The sequence below is a fragment of the Bifidobacterium eulemuris genome, from assembly GCF_014898155.1.
GTDB lineage: Bacteria > Actinomycetota > Actinomycetes > Actinomycetales > Bifidobacteriaceae > Bifidobacterium > Bifidobacterium eulemuris.
The window spans coordinates 1-24,112 of record NZ_CP062938.1; the positions used below are offsets into that span (position 1 = coordinate 1).

Consider the following 24,112-nt stretch of genomic DNA (forward strand, 5'->3'; position numbering starts at 1 on the left):
CCGATCGCCGTTACCACGTGGAGCTGCGCGCGTGCTTTCCCGAAGGGGCGAGCGCGATCCGGCTCGCCGAAGGAAGCTTCCGCACGGAAACGGTCAAACGCGACATCGACGTGTCGCGCCCGCCATACAACGCCGTTGGCGACGGCGTGACGATGAACACGCGGGCCATCCAACAGGCGCTCGACGATTGCGACGCCTCCAGCCGCGTCGTCATACCCGCGGGTGTGTTCCTCACCGGGGCCCTGACCATGCATTCGGAAAGCGAACTGCATGTGAAGGCCGGGGGAGTTGTGCAGGGAAGCGTCGATCCAAGTGATTACGAGCCGCGCGTATGGAGCCGCTTCGAAGGCGTGGAGCGCGAATGCTATGCGAGCCTGGTCAATATCGGCGTGCTTGACCATACGGCGGGCCCCACTACCCATGACGTGCGGCTGTCGGGGGAGGGGGCGATTCGCGGCGGCGGCGCCCGGCTGATGCGCGCCACCATCGACCGCGAACGCGTGCGGATGGGCGGAGAGCTCGACGGCATGGCCGACTACATCGCCGCATGCGAGAACGAGGACACCGTTCCGGCCCGCGCCCGAGGCCGCTTGATTTCCATCTGCAACGCCGAGCGCGTCGAGCTTGCCGGACTGGCCTTCGAGGACGGGCCCGGCTGGAACATCCACTGCGTCTATTCGCGTCACGTCGTCACCCATGGGGCGATGATCCGCTCGTGTGGCGTGTGGAACGGCGACGGGTGGGATCCCGATTCCAGCGAGGACTGCGTGCTGTTCGACACGACGTTCGACACCGGCGACGATATGGTGGCCATCAAATCCGGCAAGAATCCGGAAGGCAACCGCATCAACCGGCCACGCGCCGCGTGCGGATATTCTCATGCTCCGCCTCGGCGGCCATGGCATCGCCATAGGTTCGGAGATTTCGGGCGGCGTCGAGGACGTGCGCATCTGGGACGTCGACCTCGCGCGCTCGCGGTACGGCATCCATATCAAGGCCACCGCCAAACGCGGCGGATACGTGCGCGACGTCAGCGTGCGCGACTCGACCGTTGCGGCGGTCACCATCCATTCGGTCTCCTACAACGACGACGGCGAAAGCGGACCGGACCAGCCGTATTTCGAGCGTTTCCGGTTCGAACGGCTGCACGCGCTCGGACGCTATTGGGGCGAGACCGCGGACGACGTGTATCCCAGCACGGCCGTGCTGGTCAAAGGATTCGACAAACCCGGCCATGAGGCCCGCGACATCGTGTTCAAAGACGTGACGTTGGGCGGTGTGGACGGCGGCTGCGGGCGCGTCGAACTATGCGACTGCGCCGGAGTGGTGTTCGACCGCGTCGACGCCGCCTCCAATCCCGTCACCGACCCCAGCCGACCGTTCAAGGCCGCCGCTGCTTGAACGGACGGCTGGGCGGCGCCGCCGGCCTCTGCAATCCATGGCAACATGTTGACGGGCCCGACTCGTTTCGCCGTAGCCTTGAGGGCATCAATCCCAAACCGATACGCCACGCGGCCGTATCGTATCGGATGGGATCCGACCTGATTGAACGCCACAGCGAAACGAGGAACTCATATGGAACCCATCAATGCCGGCATGGCTCTCGAACGCGGACTGACCACGGCGCGGGCGGCGGACCGTCCGATCAAGGTGGTCCAGTTCGGCGAAGGCAATTTCCTACGCGCGTTCGTGGACTGGATCATCCAGCGGCTGAACGACGAGGGGCTGTTCGACGGCAATGTCGCGATCGTCCAACCGTTGGAGCGCGGGCGCGTCAAGGAGCTCGAGGCGCAGGACCGCCTGTACACGGTGATGCTCGAAGGCATCAAGGACGGCCGGGAGGTCCGCAGCCGCGAGCTGATCGACTCCATCGGCGCCACCGTCGACATGTATGAGGATTGGGAGGGCTATCTCGCCCTGGCGGACAACCCCGACCTGAAAATTGTCGTCTCCAACACCACCGAAGCGGGCATCGCGCTCAGCGACGAGGACGCGCCGGACGCCAAGCCGCCGAAAAGCTATCCGGCCAAACTGGCGCAACTGCTCAAGCGCCGCTACGACCGGGGCCTCGGCGGACTGCTGATCATACCCTGCGAGCTGATCGAGGACAACGGCCCGGCCCTGAAGCGCTGCCTGACGGACACCGCCCGCCGCTTCGGCTGGAGCGAGGATTTCGTCGACTGGCTCGAGCGTGAGAACACCTTCGTCTCCACGCTGGTCGACCGCATCGTTCCGGGATATCCGCGCGACAACGCCGAAGCGCTGTGGGAGGAGCTCGGCTACCGCGACGACAACATGGTCAAAGCCGAACCCTTCGCCCTGTGGGTGATCGCCGGCGACGCCGAGTCCCAGGCCACGGTGGAGCGGCTGCTGCCGGCGAAACGGCTCGGCATCGATCTGGTGACCTGCGACCAGGTGCGTCCCTATCGCGAACGCAAGGTGTTCCTGCTCAACGGCCCCACACCACCATGGCCCAGGTCGCGCGACTGGCGGGCCTTGGCTCCGTGGGCGAGGTCATGGACGACGACGAGCTGCGCTCCTTCATCGAACGCGAGATGCGCGAGGAGATCATCCCCGTGCTGACCCTGCCCGAGGACGAGCTCGAAGGCTTCGCCGACGCCGTGCTCGAACGGTTCCGCAACCCCTTCGTCAAGCATTCGCTCGACTCCATCGCCTTGAATTCCGTGGCGAAGTTCACCGCGCGCCTGCTGCCCATCGTGCACCGCAATGTGGAGCAGGGGCGTGGCGTGCCCCGTCGCGTCGCCCTCGCCCTCGCCGCCCTGATCGCCTCCTACGCGCGGCTGGCCCCGGTCGAGGTCGCCGTCGCCGATGTCGATGACGTCACGACGCGTCTGGCGGGCGCGACCGCCGAAAGGGACTCCGTCGTTCGGGCGCTCGCCGACACGGCCCTGTGGGGCGAGGATCTCACCGCCATCGACGGATTGGCGGATCTGGTCGCCGACGACGTCGAGACGATCGCCGCGGGAGGCATCAGAACCCTGATCGCGCCGTTGGCGTGAGCCGACGCGTGGGGCTCTAGGCCGCATGGGCGGCCCAAAGCCCGCGCGTTCGAACAACGTGGAACCCGTTTCGTCATGCGTGTTCCTTCCTTCCCAATGAGGCCGCCACCCGGGTGCCAACGGGTGGCGGCCTCATGGCCTTCTTCCGCTATGATGAATGCTCAGAGGCATACCAAGGCGCGAGCGGAGGGGAGCATACGCATGAGCGAGGGCAAGGTGACGATCCGCGACGTGGCGAGGGAGGCCGGCGTATCCCCATCCACCGTCTCCCGCGCGTTCGCCCGACCCGACCGTGTGAGCGCCGCCACCGCCACCATCATCTTCGACGCGGCCAACCGACTGGGCTACCACAGCGAACCGGTGCAGACCGTGCCGCTGCGCGGCATCCGCGGCGTCATCGCCGTCATCGTGCCCGATATCGCCAACCAATTCCTCTCCGACGTGATCCGCGCCGTGCAGCATGAATGCGACACGCACGACTACGCGCTGATTGTGGCCGAATCACGCGAAAGCGCCTCCATGGAACGCACCGCCTTCGACCGCATCGCCCCGCTGGTCGACGGCGCGATCCTCACCTCGTCGCGCATGCCCGACGCGATGATCCGCAAATGCGCGCAGACCCGGCCCATCGTCTCGGCCAACCGCATCGTGCGCGGCGTGGACAGCGTGGTCATCGACATCAACGACGGCGTCGAACAGCTCGCCGACCATATCCAACGCATGGGATTCGACCGCGTCACCTATCTCGACGGGCCCGCCACCTCATGGTCGGTGGGATTCCGCTGGCATACCGTCTCGCAGGCCTGCGCGGCGCGTGGGATCGCCGCGCGCAGACTATGGCCGGGCGCTCCCACGGTGGAGGGCGGCTTCGCCTTCGCCGGAAAATACCTCGACGATCCCACCGGCATGGTCGTGGCGCACAACGATCTGATGGCCGTCGGCTTCATGGCCGCCATGCGGCGACAGGGCAGGCACTGCCCACAGGATTATTCGATCGCGGGATTCGACAACGATCTGATCGGGCAGATCTCGCAGCCGACGTTGACCACGGTCCGCCAGTCGCCCGCCCTGATGGGCACGCGTGCGGCGCGCATCCTCTTCGACCGGCTCAAAGGGGAGCGCCCCGCGCAGGACATCACCACCGTGCCCACCTCGCTGATCATACGCGAGAGCACCCGCCGCCCGGGCGGGGAAGGCGCGTGACGCCGTTCGGTCGGCATCCATATGGCCGGCGGCGAACCCCGTCCACAACGTTTGGCAACAAACGGGCGTAAGCGGCCGTCGTCTCCTTAAGCTGACGGCACGACGCAACCAGCATGAAGGAGTGCATATGAATTTTCTGGACGACGACTACCTGCTGACCACCGATCTGGCCCAAGAGCTGTTCCACGCCCACGCCGCGACCATGCCCGTGGTCGACTACCATTGCCACCTGCATCCCGAGGAGATCGTCGAAGACCCCTGCTTCACGGATATCGTCGCCGCATGGCTCACCGACGGCAACAACTACGGCGATCATTACAAATGGCGTCTGATGCGAGCCAACGGCGTGCCCGAAGCGCTGATCACCGGAGACGGCGATCCATGGGAGAAATTCCTCGCCTACGCCACCACAATGGACAAGGCGATCGGCTCCCCGGTGTATCTGTGGACGCATATGGAACTGCGCCGCTACTTCGGCATCGAGGAGACGCTGACCGAAAAAAGCGCCAAAGCCATCTTCGACGAATGCAACGCCAAGCTCGCCACCCCGGAATTCTCCCGCAGGTCCCTGCTGCGCCGCATGAATGTGGACACGGTGTGCACCACCGACGATCCGGTCGACGATCTGCACTACCACGAGGAGTTCGCGCGTGAGGGCGACACCTTCGCCATGCTGCCCGCCATGCGCCCCGACAAGGCCCTCAACCCCGACAAGGAGGGCTTCGTCGAGTGGGTGGAGCGACTTGAGGCCGTCAGCGGCACGACCATCTCCTCGTTCGACGACTTCATCGCCGCGATGAGCCGGCGCATCGACTTCTTCCACGAGCACGGGTCGCGTCTGGCCGACCATGCCGCCGACCTGATGACCTACGACGAGGCCACGCCGGCCGAACTCGACGCGATCCTCGCCAAAGCGCGCGCCGGCAAGGAGCTGACCGCGCTCGAGGTGTCGCAGTACCGCACCGCCTTCATGGTCCAACTCATGCGTCTGTACTCGGACAAGGGATGGGCCATGCAGATCCACCTGCACGCCATGCGCAACGTCAACACCCGCGAATTCGGCATCCACGGCGCCGACACCGGATACGACGCGATCAACGACCGTTCCATCGCCGAACCGCTGTATCGTCTGCTCGACGCCGCCGCGCGCGGAGGCGACGTGCCGAAGATGCTCATCTACTCGCTGAACCCGAACGACTACATGGCCATCGCCACCGTCATGGGCGCGTTCCAAGGCGATATGAAGCAGCGGCTGTCGCTGGGCAACGCCTGGTGGTTCAACGACACCCGCACCGGCATCCGCCGGCAGCTGGAGGTGCAGGCCGAAACCTCGCTGCTGGGCAACGCGGTGGGCATGACCACCGACTCCCGCTCCTTCCTGAGCTTCCCCCGGCACGAGTTCTTCCGCCGCATCCTGTGCGAGCTGATCGGCGACTGGGCCGCCCGGGGCGAGGTGCCGAACGACGTCGACTACCTCGCGCCGCTGGTCGAGAACGTCTCGTTCAACAACGCCAAGGAGCTGTTCCTATGCGACTGAGCATCGTTTGGAAATGCGCGCGGGCCGCCGTCGTCGAAGCCGATGACGGCGGGGTGTACCGCACCCGAACCCAGTGGCGCATCATCGTCAACGACCGGTTGTGGGGAACCACCGACCTGGTCGAAACCTATCTCGACGGCCTCGAGCCGAACACCACGTACCGCGTGCGCTACGAACGAGACCTCGCCGACGGCACCGTGGAGTCGTCCAACGCCGTGTTCGTCACCGAACCGGAGACCTTCACGCTGGACGTGCGCGATTTCGGCGCGGCCGGCGACGGTGAGCGCGACGACACCATCAGCCTGCAGGCCGCCATCATGGCCTGCCCCCGAGGCGGGCGCGTGCTGGTGCCGGCCGGCGAATACCGGGTGAAGAACCTGTTCCTCACCAGCGGGCTGACCCTCGAACTGGCCGAAGGCGCCACCATCGCCGCCCGGCATGACCGCGAGAACCTCGCCTATCTGCCCGGCACCGTGCAGGGCGAGCCCGGGGCCGGCTACGCGGGCGGCGACAAACTTCCGTTGGGTCGATGGGAGGGCGAGTCCTTCCCCATGTTCTGCGGCATCCTCACCGGGCTGGGCGTGAACGACGTGACCGTGTACGGCCGCGGCGTCATCGACGGCGGCGCCAACGACGACGAGGACAACTGGTGGTACGAGGCCAAGCGCATGCGCGTCGCCACACGCCCGCGCATGGTGTTCCTCTCCGACTGCGAACGGGTGGATTTGGTCGGCGTCACGGTGCGCAACAGCCCCAGCTGGAACATCCATCCGGTGCTGAGCCGGAACCTGCGCTTCCTGAACCTCACCATCGAAAGCCCCAAGGTCTCGCCCAACACCGATGGGCTGAACCCCGAATCCTGCGACGACGTGCTGATCAAAGGATGCCACTTCTCCGTGGGCGACGACTGCATCGCCGTCAAATCCGGCAAAATCGCCATGCCGAAGGAACTGCGCCCCGCATGCCGCAATCTGGTGATCGAGCAGTGCCATATGCACGACGGGCATGGCTCCATCGTGCTCGGCTCCGAAGCGGCCGGCGGCATCAAAGGCCTGATCGCCCGCGACTGCCTGTTCGAACGCACCGACCGCGGCCTGCGCATCAAAACGAGGCGCGGGCGCGGACGCGACAGCGTGTATGAGGCGATCCAATTCGACCATATCGTGATGGACGAGGTGAAGGTGCCCTTCGTCGTCAACTCGTTCTACTACTGCGACGCGGACGGCACCAGCGATTACGTGCAGAACCGCGGACCCTTGCCCGTCGACGACGGCACGCCGAATGTGGCGTCACTGTCGTTCCGCAATATCGAGGCCACGAACTGCCATGCCGCGGCGGCCTATATCACCGGCCTGCCGGAAAGCAAGATCGGACGCGTGGCCTTCCACCACGTGCACGTCACCTTCGCGCCCGACGCCCAGCCCTTCCTGCCCGCCATGGCGTGCGGTGTGGAGGAGATGACGCGTCAGGGCATCATCGCCCAGAACGTCTCCTGTCTGGTGCTCGACGACGTGGACATCGAAGGGCAGGAGGGGGATGCGGTGCTGCCGTCGAATATCGACGTCGTCGAATGATGGCGGCACCTGCCCCAGGCTTTCGCGGGCCGGCGGCATGGCCTAGACTGGTTGGCGACGCCGGTCGGCGAAGAACGCCCAACACGTGAAGCATTGCGGGAGGCTGCCCATGAAGAAGGTCACGATACGCGACGTCGCCAAAGCGGCCGGAGTGGCGCCCTCGACGGTTTCGCGTGCGTTGAGCGCCACCGAGCGGGTGAGTTCGGAGACGACGCGACGCATCTTCGAAATAGCCGAACGCCTCGGATACCAGATGCCCGGCGACGAGGCCGCCGCCCCTTCGCCGGCGCTGAGGCGTCTGCTCGGCATCGTCGTGCCCGATCTGACCGATTCGTATTGCGCCGCCGTCACGCACGCCGTGGAGCATGAATGCTTCGGACATGGGTTCTCCCTGGTGGTCGCCGAATCGCGCGGCAGCGTCTCCTGGGAGCGTATGGCGCTCGACGGGGTGCTGAGGAACTGTGATGGCGCGCTGCTGTTCTCATCGCGGATGCAGAACGCGCAGATACGCGAGTACGCCGACCGTCTGCCGTTGGTGGTGATGGACCGGCAGATCAGGGGAGTGGGGTGTGTGGTCGTGGATCTGACGGCGGGTATCGGCCAGGCCATGAGCCTGTTCGCCGTGCGCGGCTACGAGCGCGTCACCTATCTGGCCGGCCCGGGCTTCGCCAAGGACGCGGCCTACCGTCTCAAAACGTTGGAATCCGCCTGCGACGAGCACGAACTCGCCGTGCGTCATCTGTGGCCCGGCGACCCCACCTTCGAGGGCGGACGGGCCTTCGTCGGCAAATATCTCGAGGATCCCACCGGCGCGGTGATCGCCTATAACGACATGATGGCGTTGGGATTCATGGCCGGCATGCGCGAACGGGGATACGAAGCGCCCCACGACTACGCGATCATCGGATTCAACGACAACGTCTCGGCCCGGGCGGCGACCCCGGCGTTGACCAGCGTGCGCATGTCCGCCGACGCGCTGGGCTCGTCCGCGGCACGTCTGCTGATGCGCCGGCTTGAGGGGGCGGGGGATGACGAGTCCCTTCGCGACGCCTATGTGACGGTGCCGTCCTCGCTGGTGCTGCGTGGCAGCGTCGGCACCGCGGAGCGCAACGAAAGGCGACGGACATGAACAACGCACAGATGATGCAGTCAACCGTGGGGCCTTTGGACCGGGTCGAAGGTCTGATCACGCTCGCCATGCCCTCGATATCACGCCCCTACCGCGCCCAGCTCGCTTCCACGGTGATCGCCGAGGCCCGCTCGCATGGCTGGCGGGTGGATATGGTCGTCTACCAGGACGAATGGGGACTGAGCGCCGAGGAATATCTCGACACCCGGCATGGGCCGTGCGATGGCCTGCTGCTGTATCTCGTGGGCGACGACACCCTGAGCGAGCGGGCGCTCACGCAGCCGTTCCCCGTGGTGTGCATGGGGCCGCGCCGCCAGACCTACGGCATGGCCGACCAGGTGTTGGCCGACAATGTGGCCGACGCGCGCAACGCGACCGAACTGCTCATCTCCGCCGGCAGCCGCAGACTTGTGCTGCTGGGGGCGCAGGCCGCCTTCGACGGCGTCGCCGTGGACGCGACGCGCGAGACCACGCGCGGCTGGGAGCGCGTGCGCGGAGTGCTCGAAGCATGCGAGACGCATGGCGTCGCCTTGGATCCGGCGCTGATAGGCGTGACGGGGAACGAATGGACCATCGGCGCCGGCTATGAGACGATGATGCGTCTGGCCCGTGCGGACGCGCCGTTCGACGGCATCGTCGCATTGAACGACCAACTGGCCATCGGCGCGCTGTTCGCGATGAAGATGCTCGGCCGTGACGTGCCCCGCGAGGTGCAGGTCGTGGGATTCGACAACACCTTCGAAGGCGAACGCATGGTTCCTCCGCTGACCTCCGTGGATTCCAACATCACATGGATCGCGTCCGCCGCCGTCGACCTGCTTTCCCGGCGTATCCACGAACGCGCCGCCGGATACGACGTCGAGGCGGTGCGGTTCCAGCGCGAATCGATGATCGTGTTGCGCGGTACGACGCGCTAAGAAACAGATGGTGCAACAAGAACGCAACAAAGTTGTTGCCATCATTTGCTGAGCGCGGATGACACGCGGCTGAGATGGTTGATATATCAATAATCCTATCGTCTTGGGCTGTTGCGCAAATGTTGCGTATTAAGCTGAAATTAATGCAACATACAAAGTATGTGTGTTGCGCCGAATATCATTCCTGTCACGATCGACGCCAATGGCATCGCAGCCGCGCCGATCAGGCCTCCAAGGAGGGAAGCATGGCTGAACAAGCGGTTCCGCAACAGCGCAAGGTGGGATTCCTCACCCGTCTCGGATATGGGTCCGGCAATCTCGTCGGATCGGGCGCGCTCGCGATCTCGGCCTCATGGCTGACGATCTTCTACACCACCTACTGCGGTCTGAGCATGGCCCAGGCGACGTTCATCTACTCGTTCGCCCTGATCGCCGATGTGGTCATGAACCCCATCGCCGGATTCATCTCCGATTCCTTCAACAACACCAAACTCGGCCGTCGTTTCGGCCGCCGCCGCTTCTTCATCCTCATGGCCGTGCCGGCCCTGGGCATCCTCAACCCGCTGATGTGGATCGTGGTTCCCGGAGGATTCTGGTACTACTTCGTGATCTATCTGGTGTACAACCTCATCTACACCACCGTGATGATCCCCTACGACGCGCTGCCCGCCGAGATGACCGGCGACTTCAAGGAACGCACCTATCTGTCCGGCCTGCGCTCCATCTTCGGCAAAGGCGCCAACTTCCTGACCGCGGCGCTGCCCGGCGTGTTCTTCGTGACCTTCGGCGAGAAGAACCCGATGGCGTTCTTCTACATGGGCCTGGCATTCGGCGTCATCATGGCCGGTGCCATGCTGTTCGTGTACCTGACCACATGGGAGCGTCCCGTCGACGACACCACCATGGAGAAGGTCGACAACCCGCTCGAAGCCCTGAAGAAGCTGTTCGTCGACATCTTCTCCACCCTGCGCATCCGCACCTTCCGCCACCTGCTGGGCATGTACCTCTTCGGCTTCGGCGCGGAATGGCTGTTCAACTCCACCTTCAGCTACTACGTGGTCTACGTGCTCATGCTCCAGAAGTCCAACGCCTCCTGGTGGCAGTCGCTCAGCCCCATCCTGCAGGTCGTCTCCACGCTCGGCGTCATGTTCCTCATCGCGAAGATCGGCTTCAGGAAGCCCTACATCATCGCCGAATGCGTGATCATCACCTGCGCCATCGCCTACGCGGCCTGCGGATTCTTCCATCTGGACGCCTCGTCCGCCGCCGGCATGGTCGCCATCACCTCCATCGTGGTCGTGTTCGGTCTGGGCACCGGCGCCGTCTACTACATCCCATGGCAGACGTACCTGTTCGTGGCCGACGCCGACGAGATCGTCACCGGCCGCCGCCGCGAGGGCACCTTCTCCGCCGCCATGCACCTGTGCGGCAAGCTGATGAACTCCGCCGTCGTCGCCATCCTCGGCACCGCGCTGGCCGCCGCCGGATTCATCGAATCCACCGCCGACAACCAGGTGGCCGCCGCCGACCAGCCGGCCGCCGTGCACACCACCATCCTGCTGGTGCTCGTCATCGGCGTGGGCGGCCTGTCCCTGCTCGGCATGCTCTCCGCCCATCTGATGAAGATGGACAAGAAGAACGACGAGATCGCCATCGCGGAATGCGAGCGCATCAAGAACGGCGGCCGCATGGAGGACGTCGACCCCGAGGTCAAGCGCATCTGCGAGGAGCTCACCGGCGTCCAGTACGAGATCTGCTTCGGACACAACACCGTCGGCTACCACACGCCCGAGGAGCTCGCCCGCATCAAGGCCGAACTGCCGGAGCGCAAGGCGCTGAACTTCGGCAAGTAACATATCGAAGGCCGTCCTCCGCGCGAGAGGGCGGCCTTTCCCGCGACAAGGAGAACCATGGGAAGCTCACGCATCCTCAACACCTACATCCAGCAGCTCATCGAGACCTCGACGCCGGAGGCGCCCGCGTGGAACATCGAGAAGATTCGCGCCGGCAAACCGAACACGTGGAACTACATCGACGGCTGCATGATCAAGGCGCTGATCGAACTCAACGAGATCACCGGCAAAGACGTCTACCTCGACTTCGCGGACCGGTTCATCGACTACTTCGTCGACGACGACGGCATGATCGCCAGCTATGACCCGCTTGAATACAATCTCGACAACATCAACGCCGGCAAGACGCTGTATGGACTGTACAACATCACCGGCAAAACCAAGTACCGCAAGGCCATGGACGTGATCTACGGCCAGCTCGAAGGCCAGCCGCGCACCAAGGAAGGCAACTTCTGGCACAAGCTCATCTACCCCAACCAGGTGTGGCTGGACGGTCTGTACATGGCCCAGCCTTTCTACGTGCAGTACGAGCTGAGCTACCGCGACGGACGCGCCTGCTCCGACTCCTTCCACCAGTTCCAGGTGGTGCACGATCTGATGCGCAACGAGCGCAACGGACTGTACTACCATGCCTACGATTCGTCGCGCAAGGACTTCTGGTGCGATCCGGTCACCGGACTGTCGTCCAACTTCTGGCTGCGCGCCGAAGGATGGTTCGCGATGGCGCTGATCGACACGTGGGAGCTGCTTCCGGCCAATATGAGCGCCGAGAAGGACACGATGCGCCGCATGTTCAGCGAGCTGGTCGACGCCATGCTGCCCTATCAGGACGAGAAAACCGGCATGTGGCATCAGGTGATCAATCTGGGCCGCATCGCGCCGAACTATCTGGAGACCTCCGGATCGGCCATCTTCGCCAACGCGATCATGAAAGGCGCGCGTCTGGGCGTGCTCGACGAACGCTACTGGGATTACGGATACAAGGCCTACAAGGGCATCTGCGACACCTGCATGAACGAGGAAGGCGGACGCCTCACACTCGACAACATCTGTCTGGTCGCCGGCCTGGGCAACACCGAACACCGAGAAGGCACCTTCGACTACTACATGAGGGAGCCCAAGGTTCGCAACGACGCCAAGGGCGTCGCGCCGCTCGTCCTCGCGTACATCGAGGTGCTGCGGCATGAGCGCGGCAAGCGCTGACGCTGGCAACAGCATGCAACCAATTTGGTCTGAGCGACTCGTTCGGCTTCAATACAACATCAACGGCCGTCGCGGATGACGGCACAGAAAGGACGGATGACATGACATTCGATATGGGCAGGTTCTCGTTGGAGGGCAAGGTGGCGCTGGTCACCGGCGCCTCCTACGGCATCGGCTTCGCCATCGCCTCGGCCTTCGCCGCGGCGGGCGCGAAGATCGCGTTCAACGACATCAACGAGGAGGCTTTGGAGCGGGGCAAACAGGCCTATGCCGAAGCCGGCATCGACGCCCGCGGCTATGTGGCCGACGTCACCGACGAGGAGCAGGTCGCCCGACTCGTCGCCGATATCGAGCGCGATCTGGGCACCGTCGACATTCTGGTCAACAACGCGGGCATCATCAAGCGCGTCCCCATGCTCGACATGCCCGTCGAGGACTGGCGCAAAGTCATCGACGTCGACCTCAACGCCCCCTTCATCGTCTCCAAAGCCGTCATCCCCGGCATGATCGCCAAAGGCCACGGCAAAATCATCAACATCTGCTCTATGATGAGCGAGCTCGGCCGCGAAACCGTCTCCGCCTACGCGGCGGCCAAGGGCGGTTTGAAAATGCTCACCCGCAACATCTGCTCCGAATACGGCGAGGCCAACATCCAATGCAACGCCATCGGACCGGGCTATATCGCCACCCCGCAGACCGCGCCTTTGCGTGAGCTTCAGGCCGACGGATCGCGCCATCCCTTCGACCAGTTCATCATCGCCAAGACGCCGGCCGCCCGTTGGGGCACCACCGAGGATCTGCAGGGCCCCGCCGTGTTCCTCGCCTCCGACGCCTCCGACTTCGTCAACGGACACGTGCTGTATGTGGACGGCGGCATTCTGGCTTATATCGGCAAGCAGCCCGCCTGATCGAAGTAAATCGCGCGGTGACGGAGCGCCTTGAAGTCGCACACGTCACCGCGCGATTTACCGGATAGACAATTGGATAATTTCAACAGCAAAGGAAAACAACCGATGCGCATCGCTTTGATCAATGAGAATTCCCAGGCCGCCAAGAACGGTCTGATCTACGAGGCCCTGAAGAAGGTCGCCGACGAGAAGGGATTCGAAGTCGACAACTACGGCATGTACGCGGCCGACGACGACGCCCAACTCACCTACGTGCAGAACGGCATCCTCGCCGCGGCCCTGCTCAACACCGGCGCGGCCGACTTCGTGGTCACCGGCTGCGGCACCGGCGAAGGCGCCATGCTCGCCCTCAACTCCTTCCCGGGCGTGATCTGCGGGCACGTCGAGGACCCGCTCGACGCCTACACCTTCGCGCAGATCAACGACGGCAACGCCATGGCCATCCCCTTCGCCCTGAAGAACGGCTGGGGGCAGGAACTCCAACTCAAGTACATCTTCGAACAGATGTGGCTCGAGGCGCCGGGCTCCGGCTATCCCAAGGACCGTGTGGTTCCGGAACAGCGCAACAAGAAGATCCTCGACGGCGTGCGCGAAGCCGCCTTCAAGCCGCTGGTCGACATCTACAAGGCCCTCGACCCCGAACTGGTCAAAGGCGCGTTCGCCGGAGCGCGTTTCAAGGAGCTCTTCTCCGCCCACGCGGCCGACGGCGAGATCAAGGACTATGTGCTGTCGCTAGTTGGATGACTCCTTCTCATTCGGTTTGCCGGCCGTGCGGTCTATTGAGTCCGTACGGCCTTTCCATGCTTTTAGGGGAGATTGTATGGATTTGAGATGGGGCGTTGAAAATGGACGTCGGTCTTAGTTATCCAATGCCATGGCTGCGGTTCTGCGGTTTCGTCGCAGGTTCGCCGGTGATAGACTTCCGACTGTGTTGTTCACGGCTGTGCCAAGATGGTTGTGTGCCGTGAGTCTCGCTCCCAAAGGAGGGCTCCTGGTATGTCTGAAACGGTTATCTATGCGTTCGGAGACAGCATTGTCAACGGTCATGCCTATCCGCAGCAAGGCAGCGTGGAACGTGCCGCCGCGTCGATTGGCGGCTGTCGAGTGATCAAGATGGCCCGCAATGGTGCCACCATCTGTTGTACTGAATTACACAACGCCGATCTGGGGGACAGATTAAAACCCAGATCGATGAGGTGCCGGCGGATGCTCCCGAGCCCGACATCATCGTGTTCGATGGTTTGACAAACGATGTGCATCAAGGTTTTATTCGTGAGAATCCCGGCTCGTTAACCGCGCTGGATGAATTCGATCCGGCGTGCTTTGATTCGGATACCTATGCTGGTTGTTTCGAGTCAACCATCGCTGAATTTCGTCGTCATTGGCCGAGCGTGCCAATCATCTATCTGGCTGTGCATCGCAACGGTGGCCAAAGCTATGATGATCAGCTGACAGCCCGCCGACTGGCGTTGGGGGCGTGCTCTAAATGGAATGTCGCTGTGGCCGATGTGTGGGCGGACTCTGATCTTGACACCCGCCGGACTGCGGACCGGGAACGATATTCTTTTGACGCTCTGGGTTGTGACGGTCTGCCTGGAACCCCTGAAACCATTACCTATAGTCAACCGGACACGCAACCGAGTGGCACCCACCCTAATTTTCCGGCCATCGACCGGTTCTATACGCCGGTGTTGGGCGAGAAGATTTCCTTCGTAATAGAAGGTTTGCGCTGATCTCATTTGTGAAATCACTGCGCTGGACTTCCATGGGAAGTCGATGGCATAACGGTCGCCGTTCATGTGCCAGGGGACCGCGATGATCGACTCGTCGAGGGTCGTCCTCGTTGACGACGGCTCCGTGGAATCGTCAGTGGTTGCGACACGCCAAACTTGCATCGATGGGAAACGTCGATATTCTAGTAAATACGTATCGAGTAAATACGTATCGACAATAACAAGCGCGATCAGATCTGAAGGATCACTGGTCGTTTCTGGAAGCGGCGAAGAAGCTGCTCAGGGAAAGGAAATCGATGAAACAGGATCATTCCGCGCGATTCCAATATCGCGCCCGTCGTGGCTTTGTCAGTCGTGGCGGCGTCTGCCGAAAGGGGGACGAGTCGTGAGCGCAGCAAGCGAATTCGCCGTTTTGCTTAAGAATCGAGGTAAGTCCAAAGACAAGGCCACCGATACCCGGGCTGCTTTGGGTTTTCTGGCTCCTTGGCTTATTGGAGCGATATGTCTGACCCTCGTTCCCATGATAGTCTCGCTTTATCTGTCGTTGACCAAGTACAACATGTTGACCAGTCCGAAATTCGTCGGTCTGCAGAACTACGCAACCTTGTTTCAGGACACACGGTATATCCAATCCTTGAAGGTCACGTTCAGCTATGTGATCATTTCGGTACCGCTGCAGCTGATCGTCGCCCTCGCTCTGGCCGTGGTACTTGATCGGGGAATGAGAGGTTTGACGTTCTACCGATCGGCCTTCTATCTGCCCTCCATGCTGGGAGGCTCTGTAGCTATCGCGGTGTTGTGGAAGATGGTGTTCGGCTCCGAGGGTCTGTTCAATCAGGCTTTGGGATTGTTTGGATTGGAAGTCACCCAGTCGTGGATCGCAAACACCGCCACCGCCAACGGCACGCTTATGGTATTGCATATCTGGCAATTTGGCTCGCCCATGGTGATTTTCCTTGCAGGACTTCGCCAAATACCACGAGAGCTGTATGAGGCCGCAAGCGTTGACGGCGCGGGAAAGTGGCGTCAGTTTGTGTCCATCACCTTGCCGATGCTCAGCCCGATCATCTTCTTCAATTTGGTGATAAGCATCATCAACAGCTTCCAGACCTTCACTCAAGCGTTCGTCGTTTCCGGAGGCACCGGCGGCCCCAACGATGCGACCTTGTTCTACACGCTTTATCTGTATATGCAAGGCTTCGGTTCGATGAAGATGGGATATGCCGCCGCCATGGCATGGATTCTCGTGGTCATCGTTGCCGCGCTGACCGTAATCAATTTCGTCCTTTCGAAGTATTGGGTGCACTATGATGACTAATGCGACAACCACTGTTAACGCCGTTTCGGCTGCGTCGATTCCCGTCCGAAAAGAGGAGCATAAGATTCGCAGGATCATCCTGCAGGTGGTCAAGCAACTGGTGGTGCTCGCCTTCGCGCTGATCATGCTGTACCCCATCCTGTGGATGGTGGCTTCAAGTCTGAGGAAGCCATCCGAGATCTTCACCAATATGGGGCTGTGGGTTTCCGATCCTCAATGGCACAATTATGTGGACGGCTGGAACGCGCTGAGTTACAGTTTCGGCAGATACTTCCTCAACTCGTTCATCATCGTAGCCTTCGCAATCGTGGGCAACGTCCTCACCTGCTCGATGGCGGCCTATGCCTTCGCTCGACTCAACTTCAAATTCCGGGGCTTGATGTTCGGATTTATGCTGTTGATGCTCATGATTCCCGTGCATGTGGTGATTATTCCGCAGTACATCATCTGGAACAACTTGGGGTTGATCAACACGTATGTGCCGCTGATCTTGCCGAAATTCCTGGCGATGGATGGTTTCTTCACATTCCTGTTCTACCAGTTCATCCGTGGACTTCCGCGGGACCTCGATGAAGCCGCCAAAATTGACGGTGCTGGACATATTCGGATTTTCTTTCAGGTGCTGCTGCCGCTGATGAAACCGGCCATCGGCACCACCGTTGTGTTCACATTCATGTGGACGTTCAACGACTTCTTCAGCCAGTTGATCTATCTGACCGACCCGGCCAAATACACGGTGCCGATTGCGCTGAGGAACTTCATCGATGCGACGAGCCAGTCGAGTTACGGCCCGATGTTCGCCATGAGCGTGCTGTCCATCATCCCGCTGTTCATCGTGTTCTGCTTCGGACAGAAGTATCTGGTCGAAGGCATCGCCACCACCGGAGGAAAGTGAGGTAAGGGAGGAAGAAGTAGCTGAAGACAAGCTGGAAAAGGCTTTGTTCCTCAAATTTCGATATCGCAGGCAATGAACGTTTTGAGGCGTTCGAAGAAGTAACCGGCGAATGCCGACAACAACAAAGGAGTTAACCATGAAGTCCATGAAGAAGTGGATTAGCGCCACCGCGATTGTAGCGGTAGCATCGATGACTTTGGCGGGATGCGCAGGCGGCACGTCCGCCACAGGCGATGCCGAGGTGAAGGCGTCGGACGAGGCCGTCACCATTCGTATCAGTTGGTGGGGTTCCGACACGCGAGTGCAGATCACCGAAGACGCCATTGAAGCGTTCGAAGCAGAACACTCCAATATTGAGGTTGAGACCACGTACAACGACTGGTCAGGATACTGGGACAAATTAGCCACTGAAAACGCCGGCAAAAACGCTCCGGATGTGATGCAGATGGACGAGCTCTACCTTGCTTCATATGCTTCGCAGGGTTCACTGTTTGATTTGGATAAGACGTCCGAGTATTTGAGCCTCGATGGCATGGACGAATCGTTGAGGGATATGGGAAAGGTGGATGGCGTCCAGTATGCCGCCCCGATTTCATCGACCGCCTTCGGCGTGGTCATCAATAATGATGTCGTGGAACAGTTGGGATTGACCGTTCCGGACACCTCCGCATGGACATGGGATGACCTCATTGAGTTCGCCGAACAGGTCGTTCAGGCCTCGAACGGTGAGACCGTAGGCATCGCACCGCTGAACAACGGCATGAGCCTGCAGCTGTGGGCGCGCCAGCAAGGCGAGAACCTCTTCGAGGACGGTGAGGTCTCCATTTCGGAGGATACGCTGGCCTCGTATCTGCAGATGTCCTACGACTGGACTCATGGCGACAATCCGATAGCCGGCACGCCGGACCATCAGGCTGAACAGTCTTCCGGAACCGTGGACCAATCCGATTTCGCCACCAACAAGCAGGCGATGATCTTCACGCAGTCCACTCAGATCAGCACCTATGCCAAGGCGGCGGGCACGGATAATATGACCCTCGTGCCTATGCCGAACGATGATGCCTCCAATAAGTACGGTTACCTGAAACCCGGCATGTATTGGGCGGTGTCCTCTCAATCCGAGCATCCGGCCGAGGCCGCCATGCTGATCGATTATCTGCTGAACAACGAAGAGGCTGGCAAGACCCTCGGCACGGATCGCGGAATCCCCTCCAACAACACGATTCGCGAATCTCTCGCCGAGACTTCCACCGGCACTGATAAGCAAGCGTTGGATTTCCCCTCCCAAATCGAGGACACTCTCGGCGATGCTCCGGCCATCACACCTAACGGTGCCTCCGACCTCGACAAGATCATCGCCCGCTACAACCAGAAGGTGATGTTCGGAGAGCAGTCGGCCGCCGATGCCGCCAAGGCCATGATCAGCGAGATCAACACCGCAATCGCATCCGCCTAATGACGACGTCTGAGGTGGGGTCAGGCAACCATGATTCCACCTCAGGCCATCTTGAATAACAATTCGTGAACGTCAACGTGTCGAACCCAGGCCAGCGGAGGAATGGCATCATGAATCTCACTGAACGCATCGTGAATCCACCGGAGTCGAGTTCCTCCCTGCAAAAGAACAATGCCAAACCTCTGACGGGCATCCGCTTGTTTGGTCACCTTGTCTGCGCGTATCCATGGGCGTTGGTCAAGCTGAATGTGCTGTTCGTCGTCTCCTGCGTTCCCATCATCACAATCCCGGTCGCGTTGGCCGCGATGGCCGACGTGTTGGGCATGGTGGCCGGGCGTCGCATGGTGTTCGTCTGGCGTGATTATTGGTGCGCCTGGAAAAGACTGTGGAGGCGCGCCTATGCTGTCGGGACGTCGTATTGTGCGGCCATGCTGCTTGCGATGATCGGTGTGCGATTCTACCTGAATTCTGGCCTGACTGCGGGCGTTATACTTGCGGGGGTTTGTGGCGTACTCGCGATATGGGGATTCGTGGCAGGCGCATACCTGTTTGCGATGATCGCGAATACTGCATTGCGTCCCGCGCAGGTATGGCGTAATGCGGTGCTGCTGGTGATCGCGAGGTTCCAATCCAGTCTGCTGGTCATGGTGTTCGATTCGGTGATACTGATGGTGGTTTTTCTATTGATGCCGTGGACGGTTGCCGTTTTTCCCCTGTTCGGATTGAGTTTGATTGGGATTGCGGGCGCGGTGATGACCAAAGAGAGTCTGGCCGCTCTGGTGTTGAAATAACGAAATCGTTCCGATCCGTATGTTCTTCCAAGTTATGAGGATATAGCCATGTTGATTGATGCCAACACCGTTATTGCGGCAGATGGGCGCTCATCGTCGGTATGCTCCGCGGTCGCCGACGTGCGTCGCGATCTGGCCGAGGTGTGTGGAACCACGCACGATCCGCACGAAAGTGAAATGACGGCCAATAGCGTACATATCGTATTTATTGACGCTGAGTTCCCCTCTGAAGGCATGTTCCGTGTCTCGTCCGTTGCGAACCGGCGAGAATTGGTTGTTGCGGCCGGCGATGATTTCGGTTTCATCTATGGCCTGTACCACATCAGCCGTGAACTGTTGGGGGTTCCTGACCTGTGGTTCTGGATGGATTGGAAGCCCTCTCGTGTCGGCACGGTCGAGGTGCCCGACGACTACCGTTTCGAGTCGCGCCCCTTCGCCGTCGCCGAACGTGGTTGGTTCGTCAATGACGAAGTGCTGCTGATGGGATGGCAGCTGGAGAACGATCCCGACCTGCCATGGCAGATGGTGTTCGAGGCGCTGCTGCGCTGCGGCGGCAATATGGTCATTCCCGGAACAGGCAACAACTCCGCCCGACATGCCGTTGCGGCCACGACCCGTGGCTTGAAGATTGCGCAGCATCACGCCGAGCCGTTGGGCGCGCGCCTGTTCTCATCCGTCTATCCCGATCTCAAACCCTCATGGGACGAGCATAAAGACTTGTTCATCGGGTTGTGGAAGGAATCATTGTCCGCGCATGCCGGACAGCATGTGATCTGGAACGTGGGATTCCGTGGTCAAGGTGATGAGCCGTTCTGGTGTTCGGATCCCTCCTACGATACCGATGACAAGCGCGGTGCACTGATGAGTGAGATCATCCGAATCCAGCGGAAGATGGTGTTGGAATCAGATCCTGACGCGCGTTGCTGCGTCTATCTATATGGCGAGACGCTGGAACTATATCGTCAGGGCGTACTCGATCTGCCGGACGATGTGATCAAAATTTGGTCTGACAATGGATTCGGACGTATGGTCACCCGTCGTCAAGGCAACCACAATCCGCGTATCGACGCCATGCCCAACCCGGACGACGATGGCGCGCAAGGCATCTACTATCATGCGTCGTTCTACGATCTGCAGGCTGCCAACCATATCACCACTCTGCCTAATCAGCCGGTGCATATCGTCCGCGAATTGGGTGCTGTGCTGGCCTGTGGAGGTGACGCGTTCTGGATCGTCAACTCGTCGAATGTTAAACCCCACGCGTACTACCTTGATCTGATGGCCCGGTTGTGGCGCGAGGGTATGCCAGCGCTGGCGGCATCCGCCGACACTGATTGCACGCGGGATGCCATCGAATCTGTATGCCAATCCATTGTCGACCAGCATGCGCAGGATTTCGCGACCACCTATTATGGCGAGCCCGACGCGCGGGCAGTGGCCGAGGCCTACCAAGCGTATTTTGACGCGGCTGTGCCTTATGGCGAGCAGTGGGATGAACACGCGGCAGAACAGTATTTTAATTATGGTCCGCGCGAATTGATCACCCAATTCATGCACGATCGCACATCCGTCTGCTCCGATCTGCTGTGGGCTACCGGCGATCGGTCGTTGATCGATCAGATAGTCATCATCGACAAAGCGTCTGTCATAGGTATGCGTCAATACGCGGAGTTAGCGGAACGCAATGTCGTGGCCTCAGCTGGCATGACGGAACATGGGGCGAGGTTGTTCAACGACTCTATCGCTTTGCATACACTCATCTACGCCCACTGCTGTACGGCCACCCATTTGGTGTGCGAGGCGTTGCGTGAAGGCCTGGAATCCGATTGGCAACGGGCGTTCTGGCATGCGGGATTGGCCCGCAGGGAGTTCCAGCGGGCTCGTGAGGCGATGCTGTCGCGTGAGCATGGCAAATGGCGGGGCTTTTACGCCAACGAGTGTCTGACTGATGTGGCGCAGAGCGCTTGGGTCGTATCCGGTCTTATGTCGTTCCTGCGCGCCATGGGCGACGGTCCTTATTTCTACCAATGGCAGCGAGACTTTATCTACAGCCGTGAGGAGGCGAAGGTCACCACATTGCTCAACCTCGAAAACCATCTGACCAACGACGAGCTATTCGACGCTATGCTCGTCAAATGGGAGGATGACAGAATTGGGGATATATACCGGTGTGTTGACTAGAATGTGACTGATACGTATCGACTGAGAGGGTGTGATATGAGCACTGTGGTTCCGACCGGAATACGAGGAAAAGCGACCAGCAAAGACGTCGCCAAGCTGGCCGGTGTGGCGCAAAGCACGGTATCGTATTACATGAACGGCAGCAGGCCGGTGTCAAAAGACGCTCGGGCGCGCATCGAAGCAGCGATGGCGACGCTCGACTACCACCCGAACTCCAGCGCCCGTACGTTGCGCACCCAACGCACGAATCTCATCACCCTTATCGAACGATTGGATTACGAATCGGATGCATCGGATGTGGCGCCGTATCTGACCTCCATCATCGAAGAGGCCTATCGGCAAGGTTATGACGTCATCCTGAACACCACCAAGGCCGATCCGGACAGCCTGCGCCGCATGGACGGACGCAATATCTGCGATGGATTCATCCTGATGGATATCAAGCGGCATGACGAGCGTATCCCTGTGGCTGCCCAGATCGGCCTGCCTACAGTGGTCTTCGGCAAGCCCGATGACGCGCACGGGTTGGACGTCATCTATTTCGACTATGAAAGCGCCGGCGCAATCATTGCGGACTATTTGGCCGGGTTCGGGCATCGCACCGTGGTGTTCTTGGATGAAAATCCTTTAGAGAACAGCAGCTACATCTCGTATCAAAGTATGTATGAGTCGCTACGGAAGCGTTGCTCTGATCATGGCATGTCATTCGATGCCATACCGTTCGATCGAGACCATGAACAGTCAGCGATGGAGATGGTCGGCGAGAATATCCACAACCGGCTGGCTGTGGTCACGCGCCAGCCGCGCTCCACCAAAGCATGCATGGATGCTTTAGTAAGACATAACCTGATTCCGGGGCGCGACCTGACACTGGTGAGTCTCTGTCCGGATTCCAAAATTGACTCGTTTAGTCTGCAGCCTTCGAACCTTTCACAGCGTCCACGGGAGATTTCAATACAAGCCGTGCATATGCTGATCGATCGCATCGAGCATCCCAGTCGACCCCAATCCATCATGACCGTCAAAACAGATCACGTCACTACCAGGGACACCACCGTCGATTTTCGAGGTGAAGACGACTGACTGTCACGGCCATCACTACCAGTGGTGCGGAGCGATGGCTGTGACTAATCGGCATTCCGACAGACAGGCATGCTCGAAGTATGCGCTACCGGTACCATGTTCACCGTGTTTGGGATCAGCCGGGACGCGTTGAATCGGGAGCCCGGTACATGGTTATGGTGGATGGTGTCATCGCAACGCGTGGCAACCATGCTTACTCGCCGTCACTGGCTTGATGCCGGAATGCGAGTACCAGCTGGTGGTTTATTTCGAGAAACCGGGCCATGAAGCCTGGAGCATCGTGGTCAAGGACTGCATGCTCAGCGGTGTGGAACATGGCAGTGGTCGCATCGAACTGTGCGATCAGCCGTAGGAATCACGAATACCTTGTTATCCGATTGGCTAAGATTACAGATTCCCATACTGCCGTGCGGCCCGCGCGATGGCCTCGTTGGTGGTGTGCTCGAGGATGACGGGAATCCACGGGCGGCGGCCGTTGGCGAGACGGACGATGCCCTCGATGTCGAGCTCGCCCGTGCCCGCGTCGCAACGGCGGATATTCGTGCCGCACGCCGTCGCATCCGAAGGCTCGACGGTGAAATCGGAGATATGCACGGCCATGATGCGCTCGCCGAAACGATCGAAGGCCTCATGCGCGAGCTCCAGCTGCGTCGAACCGTCGACGGTGCGGCCATCGGGCGTGGTATAGGCGGTCGCGTCGAAGACAACACCCAGCCAAGGCGAATCGACATCGGCCAAAAGGCGCTCTGTGGTGGCGATATCGTATATCGGATGGTTCGCGCCCGGCTCGACGGCCACCATCGTGCCGAAACGTTCTCCGGCCGTGACAAGACGGCGGATCGACGCCAAAGCCTCCTGATACATCGATTCGGTGAAATTGGCTTCGGTGAATCCGCCCGGAACGGCGTCGACTGATCCCGTCTCGCTGGCCACCATCGGAGCGCCGAAAAACCTCGCGTTGGCCAGATACGCTTCGAATTTGCGCAGACCGGCCTCGCGTGCGGCCATATCGGGATGCGTCATATTGATATAGCAGCCCAACACCGCGATATCGACGCCGTGTTTGGCCAGAACCCGCCGAATGCGCATGCCCATTCCCGGATTGATGTCGGCCGCGCCGCTTGGCAGATCGGGGAAGGACTTGCCCAACGCCAACTGCGTGACGTGCACGCCGTATCCGGACAATCCTTCGGCCAACCGCTCCGGAGTATCGCCCCACGTCACATCATGTCCGCGCGTGCCGAGATTGATCATCGAATCCGCCTTTCCTGGGATGCTCGGCCGTACGACGGGCCGATGCGGCCCAGCGTA

At 60.9% G+C, this 24,112-nt stretch carries 21 protein-coding genes and 1 pseudogene; 21 read left to right on the forward strand and 1 reads right to left on the reverse strand.

Annotation, left to right across the window (positions count from 1 at the left end; translation table 11 throughout):
- Positions 1 to 527: 527 nt before the first annotated feature.
- The 21 genes and pseudogenes from BE0216_RS12160 to BE0216_RS00100 all read left to right on the forward strand — a co-directional run.
- Positions 528 to 809: pseudogene (locus tag BE0216_RS12160) on the forward strand (hypothetical protein); the annotation flags it as partial.
- A 70-nt stretch (positions 810 to 879) separates the two neighbouring features.
- The gene (locus BE0216_RS12055) at positions 880 to 1,401 is read left to right on the forward strand and encodes a glycosyl hydrolase family 28 protein (RefSeq protein WP_193042818.1); all 522 of its coding nucleotides are present in this window, start codon (positions 880 to 882) and stop codon (positions 1,399 to 1,401) included.
- Between the two features lie 174 nt (positions 1,402 to 1,575).
- The gene (locus BE0216_RS00015) at positions 1,576 to 2,583 is read left to right on the forward strand and encodes a mannitol dehydrogenase family protein (protein WP_264299036.1); all 1,008 of its coding nucleotides are present in this window, start codon (positions 1,576 to 1,578) and stop codon (positions 2,581 to 2,583) included.
- On the forward strand, positions 2,517 to 3,020 hold the full coding sequence (locus BE0216_RS12060; RefSeq protein WP_264299037.1) for a mannitol dehydrogenase family protein: 504 nt from the start codon (positions 2,517 to 2,519) through the stop codon (positions 3,018 to 3,020). Before BE0216_RS00015 ends, BE0216_RS12060 begins: the two co-directional genes overlap by 67 nt.
- A gap of 201 nt (positions 3,021 to 3,221) precedes the next feature.
- Positions 3,222 to 4,223 (forward strand): LacI family DNA-binding transcriptional regulator, encoded by a 1,002-nt coding sequence (locus BE0216_RS00020; protein ID WP_094637120.1) that lies wholly within the window; start codon positions 3,222 to 3,224, stop codon positions 4,221 to 4,223.
- 127 nt (positions 4,224 to 4,350) lie between these two features.
- Positions 4,351 to 5,760 carry a glucuronate isomerase gene (gene uxaC, locus BE0216_RS00025; RefSeq protein WP_094637121.1) on the forward strand — a complete coding sequence of 470 codons (1,410 nt, stop codon included), beginning with the start codon at positions 4,351 to 4,353 and terminating at the stop codon, positions 5,758 to 5,760.
- Positions 5,751 to 7,334, forward strand: a complete 1,584-nt coding sequence (locus tag BE0216_RS00030) for a glycoside hydrolase family 28 protein (RefSeq protein ID WP_094637122.1) — start codon at positions 5,751 to 5,753, stop codon at positions 7,332 to 7,334. The genes uxaC and BE0216_RS00030 overlap by 10 nt, the downstream gene beginning before the upstream one ends.
- A 109-nt stretch (positions 7,335 to 7,443) precedes the next feature.
- On the forward strand, positions 7,444 to 8,463 hold the full coding sequence (locus BE0216_RS00035) for a LacI family DNA-binding transcriptional regulator (protein ID WP_094637123.1): 1,020 nt from the start codon (positions 7,444 to 7,446) through the stop codon (positions 8,461 to 8,463).
- Positions 8,460 to 9,380 carry a substrate-binding domain-containing protein gene (locus BE0216_RS00040; protein WP_094637124.1) on the forward strand — a complete coding sequence of 307 codons (921 nt, stop codon included), beginning with the start codon at positions 8,460 to 8,462 and terminating at the stop codon, positions 9,378 to 9,380. The genes BE0216_RS00035 and BE0216_RS00040 overlap by 4 nt, the downstream gene beginning before the upstream one ends.
- A 245-nt stretch (positions 9,381 to 9,625) precedes the next feature.
- Complete coding sequence (locus BE0216_RS00045) at positions 9,626 to 11,233, forward strand: MFS transporter (protein ID WP_094637125.1); 1,608 nt, start codon at positions 9,626 to 9,628, stop codon at positions 11,231 to 11,233.
- A 57-nt stretch (positions 11,234 to 11,290) separates the two neighbouring features.
- A complete protein-coding gene (locus tag BE0216_RS00050; RefSeq protein ID WP_094637126.1) occupies positions 11,291 to 12,436 on the forward strand; it encodes a glycoside hydrolase family 88/105 protein in 1,146 nt (381 codons plus the stop codon).
- Positions 12,437 to 12,537: 101 nt separating this feature from the next.
- Entirely contained in the window at positions 12,538 to 13,344 is an 807-nt protein-coding gene (locus BE0216_RS00055) for a gluconate 5-dehydrogenase (RefSeq protein ID WP_169714276.1), read from the forward strand.
- Between the two features lie 105 nt (positions 13,345 to 13,449).
- The gene (locus BE0216_RS00060) at positions 13,450 to 14,088 is read left to right on the forward strand and encodes an RpiB/LacA/LacB family sugar-phosphate isomerase (protein WP_094637127.1); all 639 of its coding nucleotides are present in this window, start codon (positions 13,450 to 13,452) and stop codon (positions 14,086 to 14,088) included.
- 252 nt (positions 14,089 to 14,340) lie between these two features.
- Positions 14,341 to 14,589, forward strand: coding sequence for a hypothetical protein (locus tag BE0216_RS00065; RefSeq protein WP_143249315.1), 249 nt, complete (start codon positions 14,341 to 14,343; stop codon positions 14,587 to 14,589).
- Positions 14,541 to 15,077, forward strand: a complete 537-nt coding sequence (locus BE0216_RS00070) for a hypothetical protein (RefSeq protein WP_193042819.1) — start codon at positions 14,541 to 14,543, stop codon at positions 15,075 to 15,077. Before BE0216_RS00065 ends, BE0216_RS00070 begins: the two co-directional genes overlap by 49 nt.
- Positions 15,078 to 15,462: 385 nt before the next feature.
- Positions 15,463 to 16,395: a carbohydrate ABC transporter permease gene (locus tag BE0216_RS00075; RefSeq protein ID WP_211279938.1), complete on the forward strand. Its 933-nt coding sequence runs from the start codon at positions 15,463 to 15,465 to the stop codon at positions 16,393 to 16,395.
- On the forward strand, positions 16,385 to 17,290 hold the full coding sequence (locus BE0216_RS00080) for a carbohydrate ABC transporter permease (RefSeq protein WP_226805649.1): 906 nt from the start codon (positions 16,385 to 16,387) through the stop codon (positions 17,288 to 17,290). The genes BE0216_RS00075 and BE0216_RS00080 overlap by 11 nt, the downstream gene beginning before the upstream one ends.
- A gap of 136 nt (positions 17,291 to 17,426) precedes the next feature.
- Complete coding sequence (locus tag BE0216_RS00085; protein WP_158217225.1) at positions 17,427 to 18,746, forward strand: ABC transporter substrate-binding protein; 1,320 nt, start codon at positions 17,427 to 17,429, stop codon at positions 18,744 to 18,746.
- A 110-nt stretch (positions 18,747 to 18,856) separates the two neighbouring features.
- Positions 18,857 to 19,537 (forward strand): DUF624 domain-containing protein, encoded by a 681-nt coding sequence (locus BE0216_RS00090; RefSeq protein ID WP_094637130.1) that lies wholly within the window; start codon positions 18,857 to 18,859, stop codon positions 19,535 to 19,537.
- A 48-nt stretch (positions 19,538 to 19,585) separates the two neighbouring features.
- On the forward strand, positions 19,586 to 21,718 hold the full coding sequence (locus BE0216_RS00095) for a glycosyl hydrolase 115 family protein (protein WP_094637131.1): 2,133 nt from the start codon (positions 19,586 to 19,588) through the stop codon (positions 21,716 to 21,718).
- Positions 21,719 to 21,754: 36 nt separating this feature from the next.
- Positions 21,755 to 22,801, forward strand: a complete 1,047-nt coding sequence (locus BE0216_RS00100; protein ID WP_094637132.1) for a LacI family DNA-binding transcriptional regulator — start codon at positions 21,755 to 21,757, stop codon at positions 22,799 to 22,801.
- A gap of 387 nt (positions 22,802 to 23,188) precedes the next feature.
- On the opposite strand, the gene BE0216_RS00105 is transcribed toward BE0216_RS00100, so the two are convergent.
- The gene (locus BE0216_RS00105; RefSeq protein WP_158217226.1) at positions 23,189 to 24,055 is read right to left on the reverse strand and encodes a sugar phosphate isomerase/epimerase family protein; all 867 of its coding nucleotides are present in this window, start codon (positions 24,053 to 24,055) and stop codon (positions 23,189 to 23,191) included.
- Positions 24,056 to 24,112 lie beyond the last annotated feature (57 nt).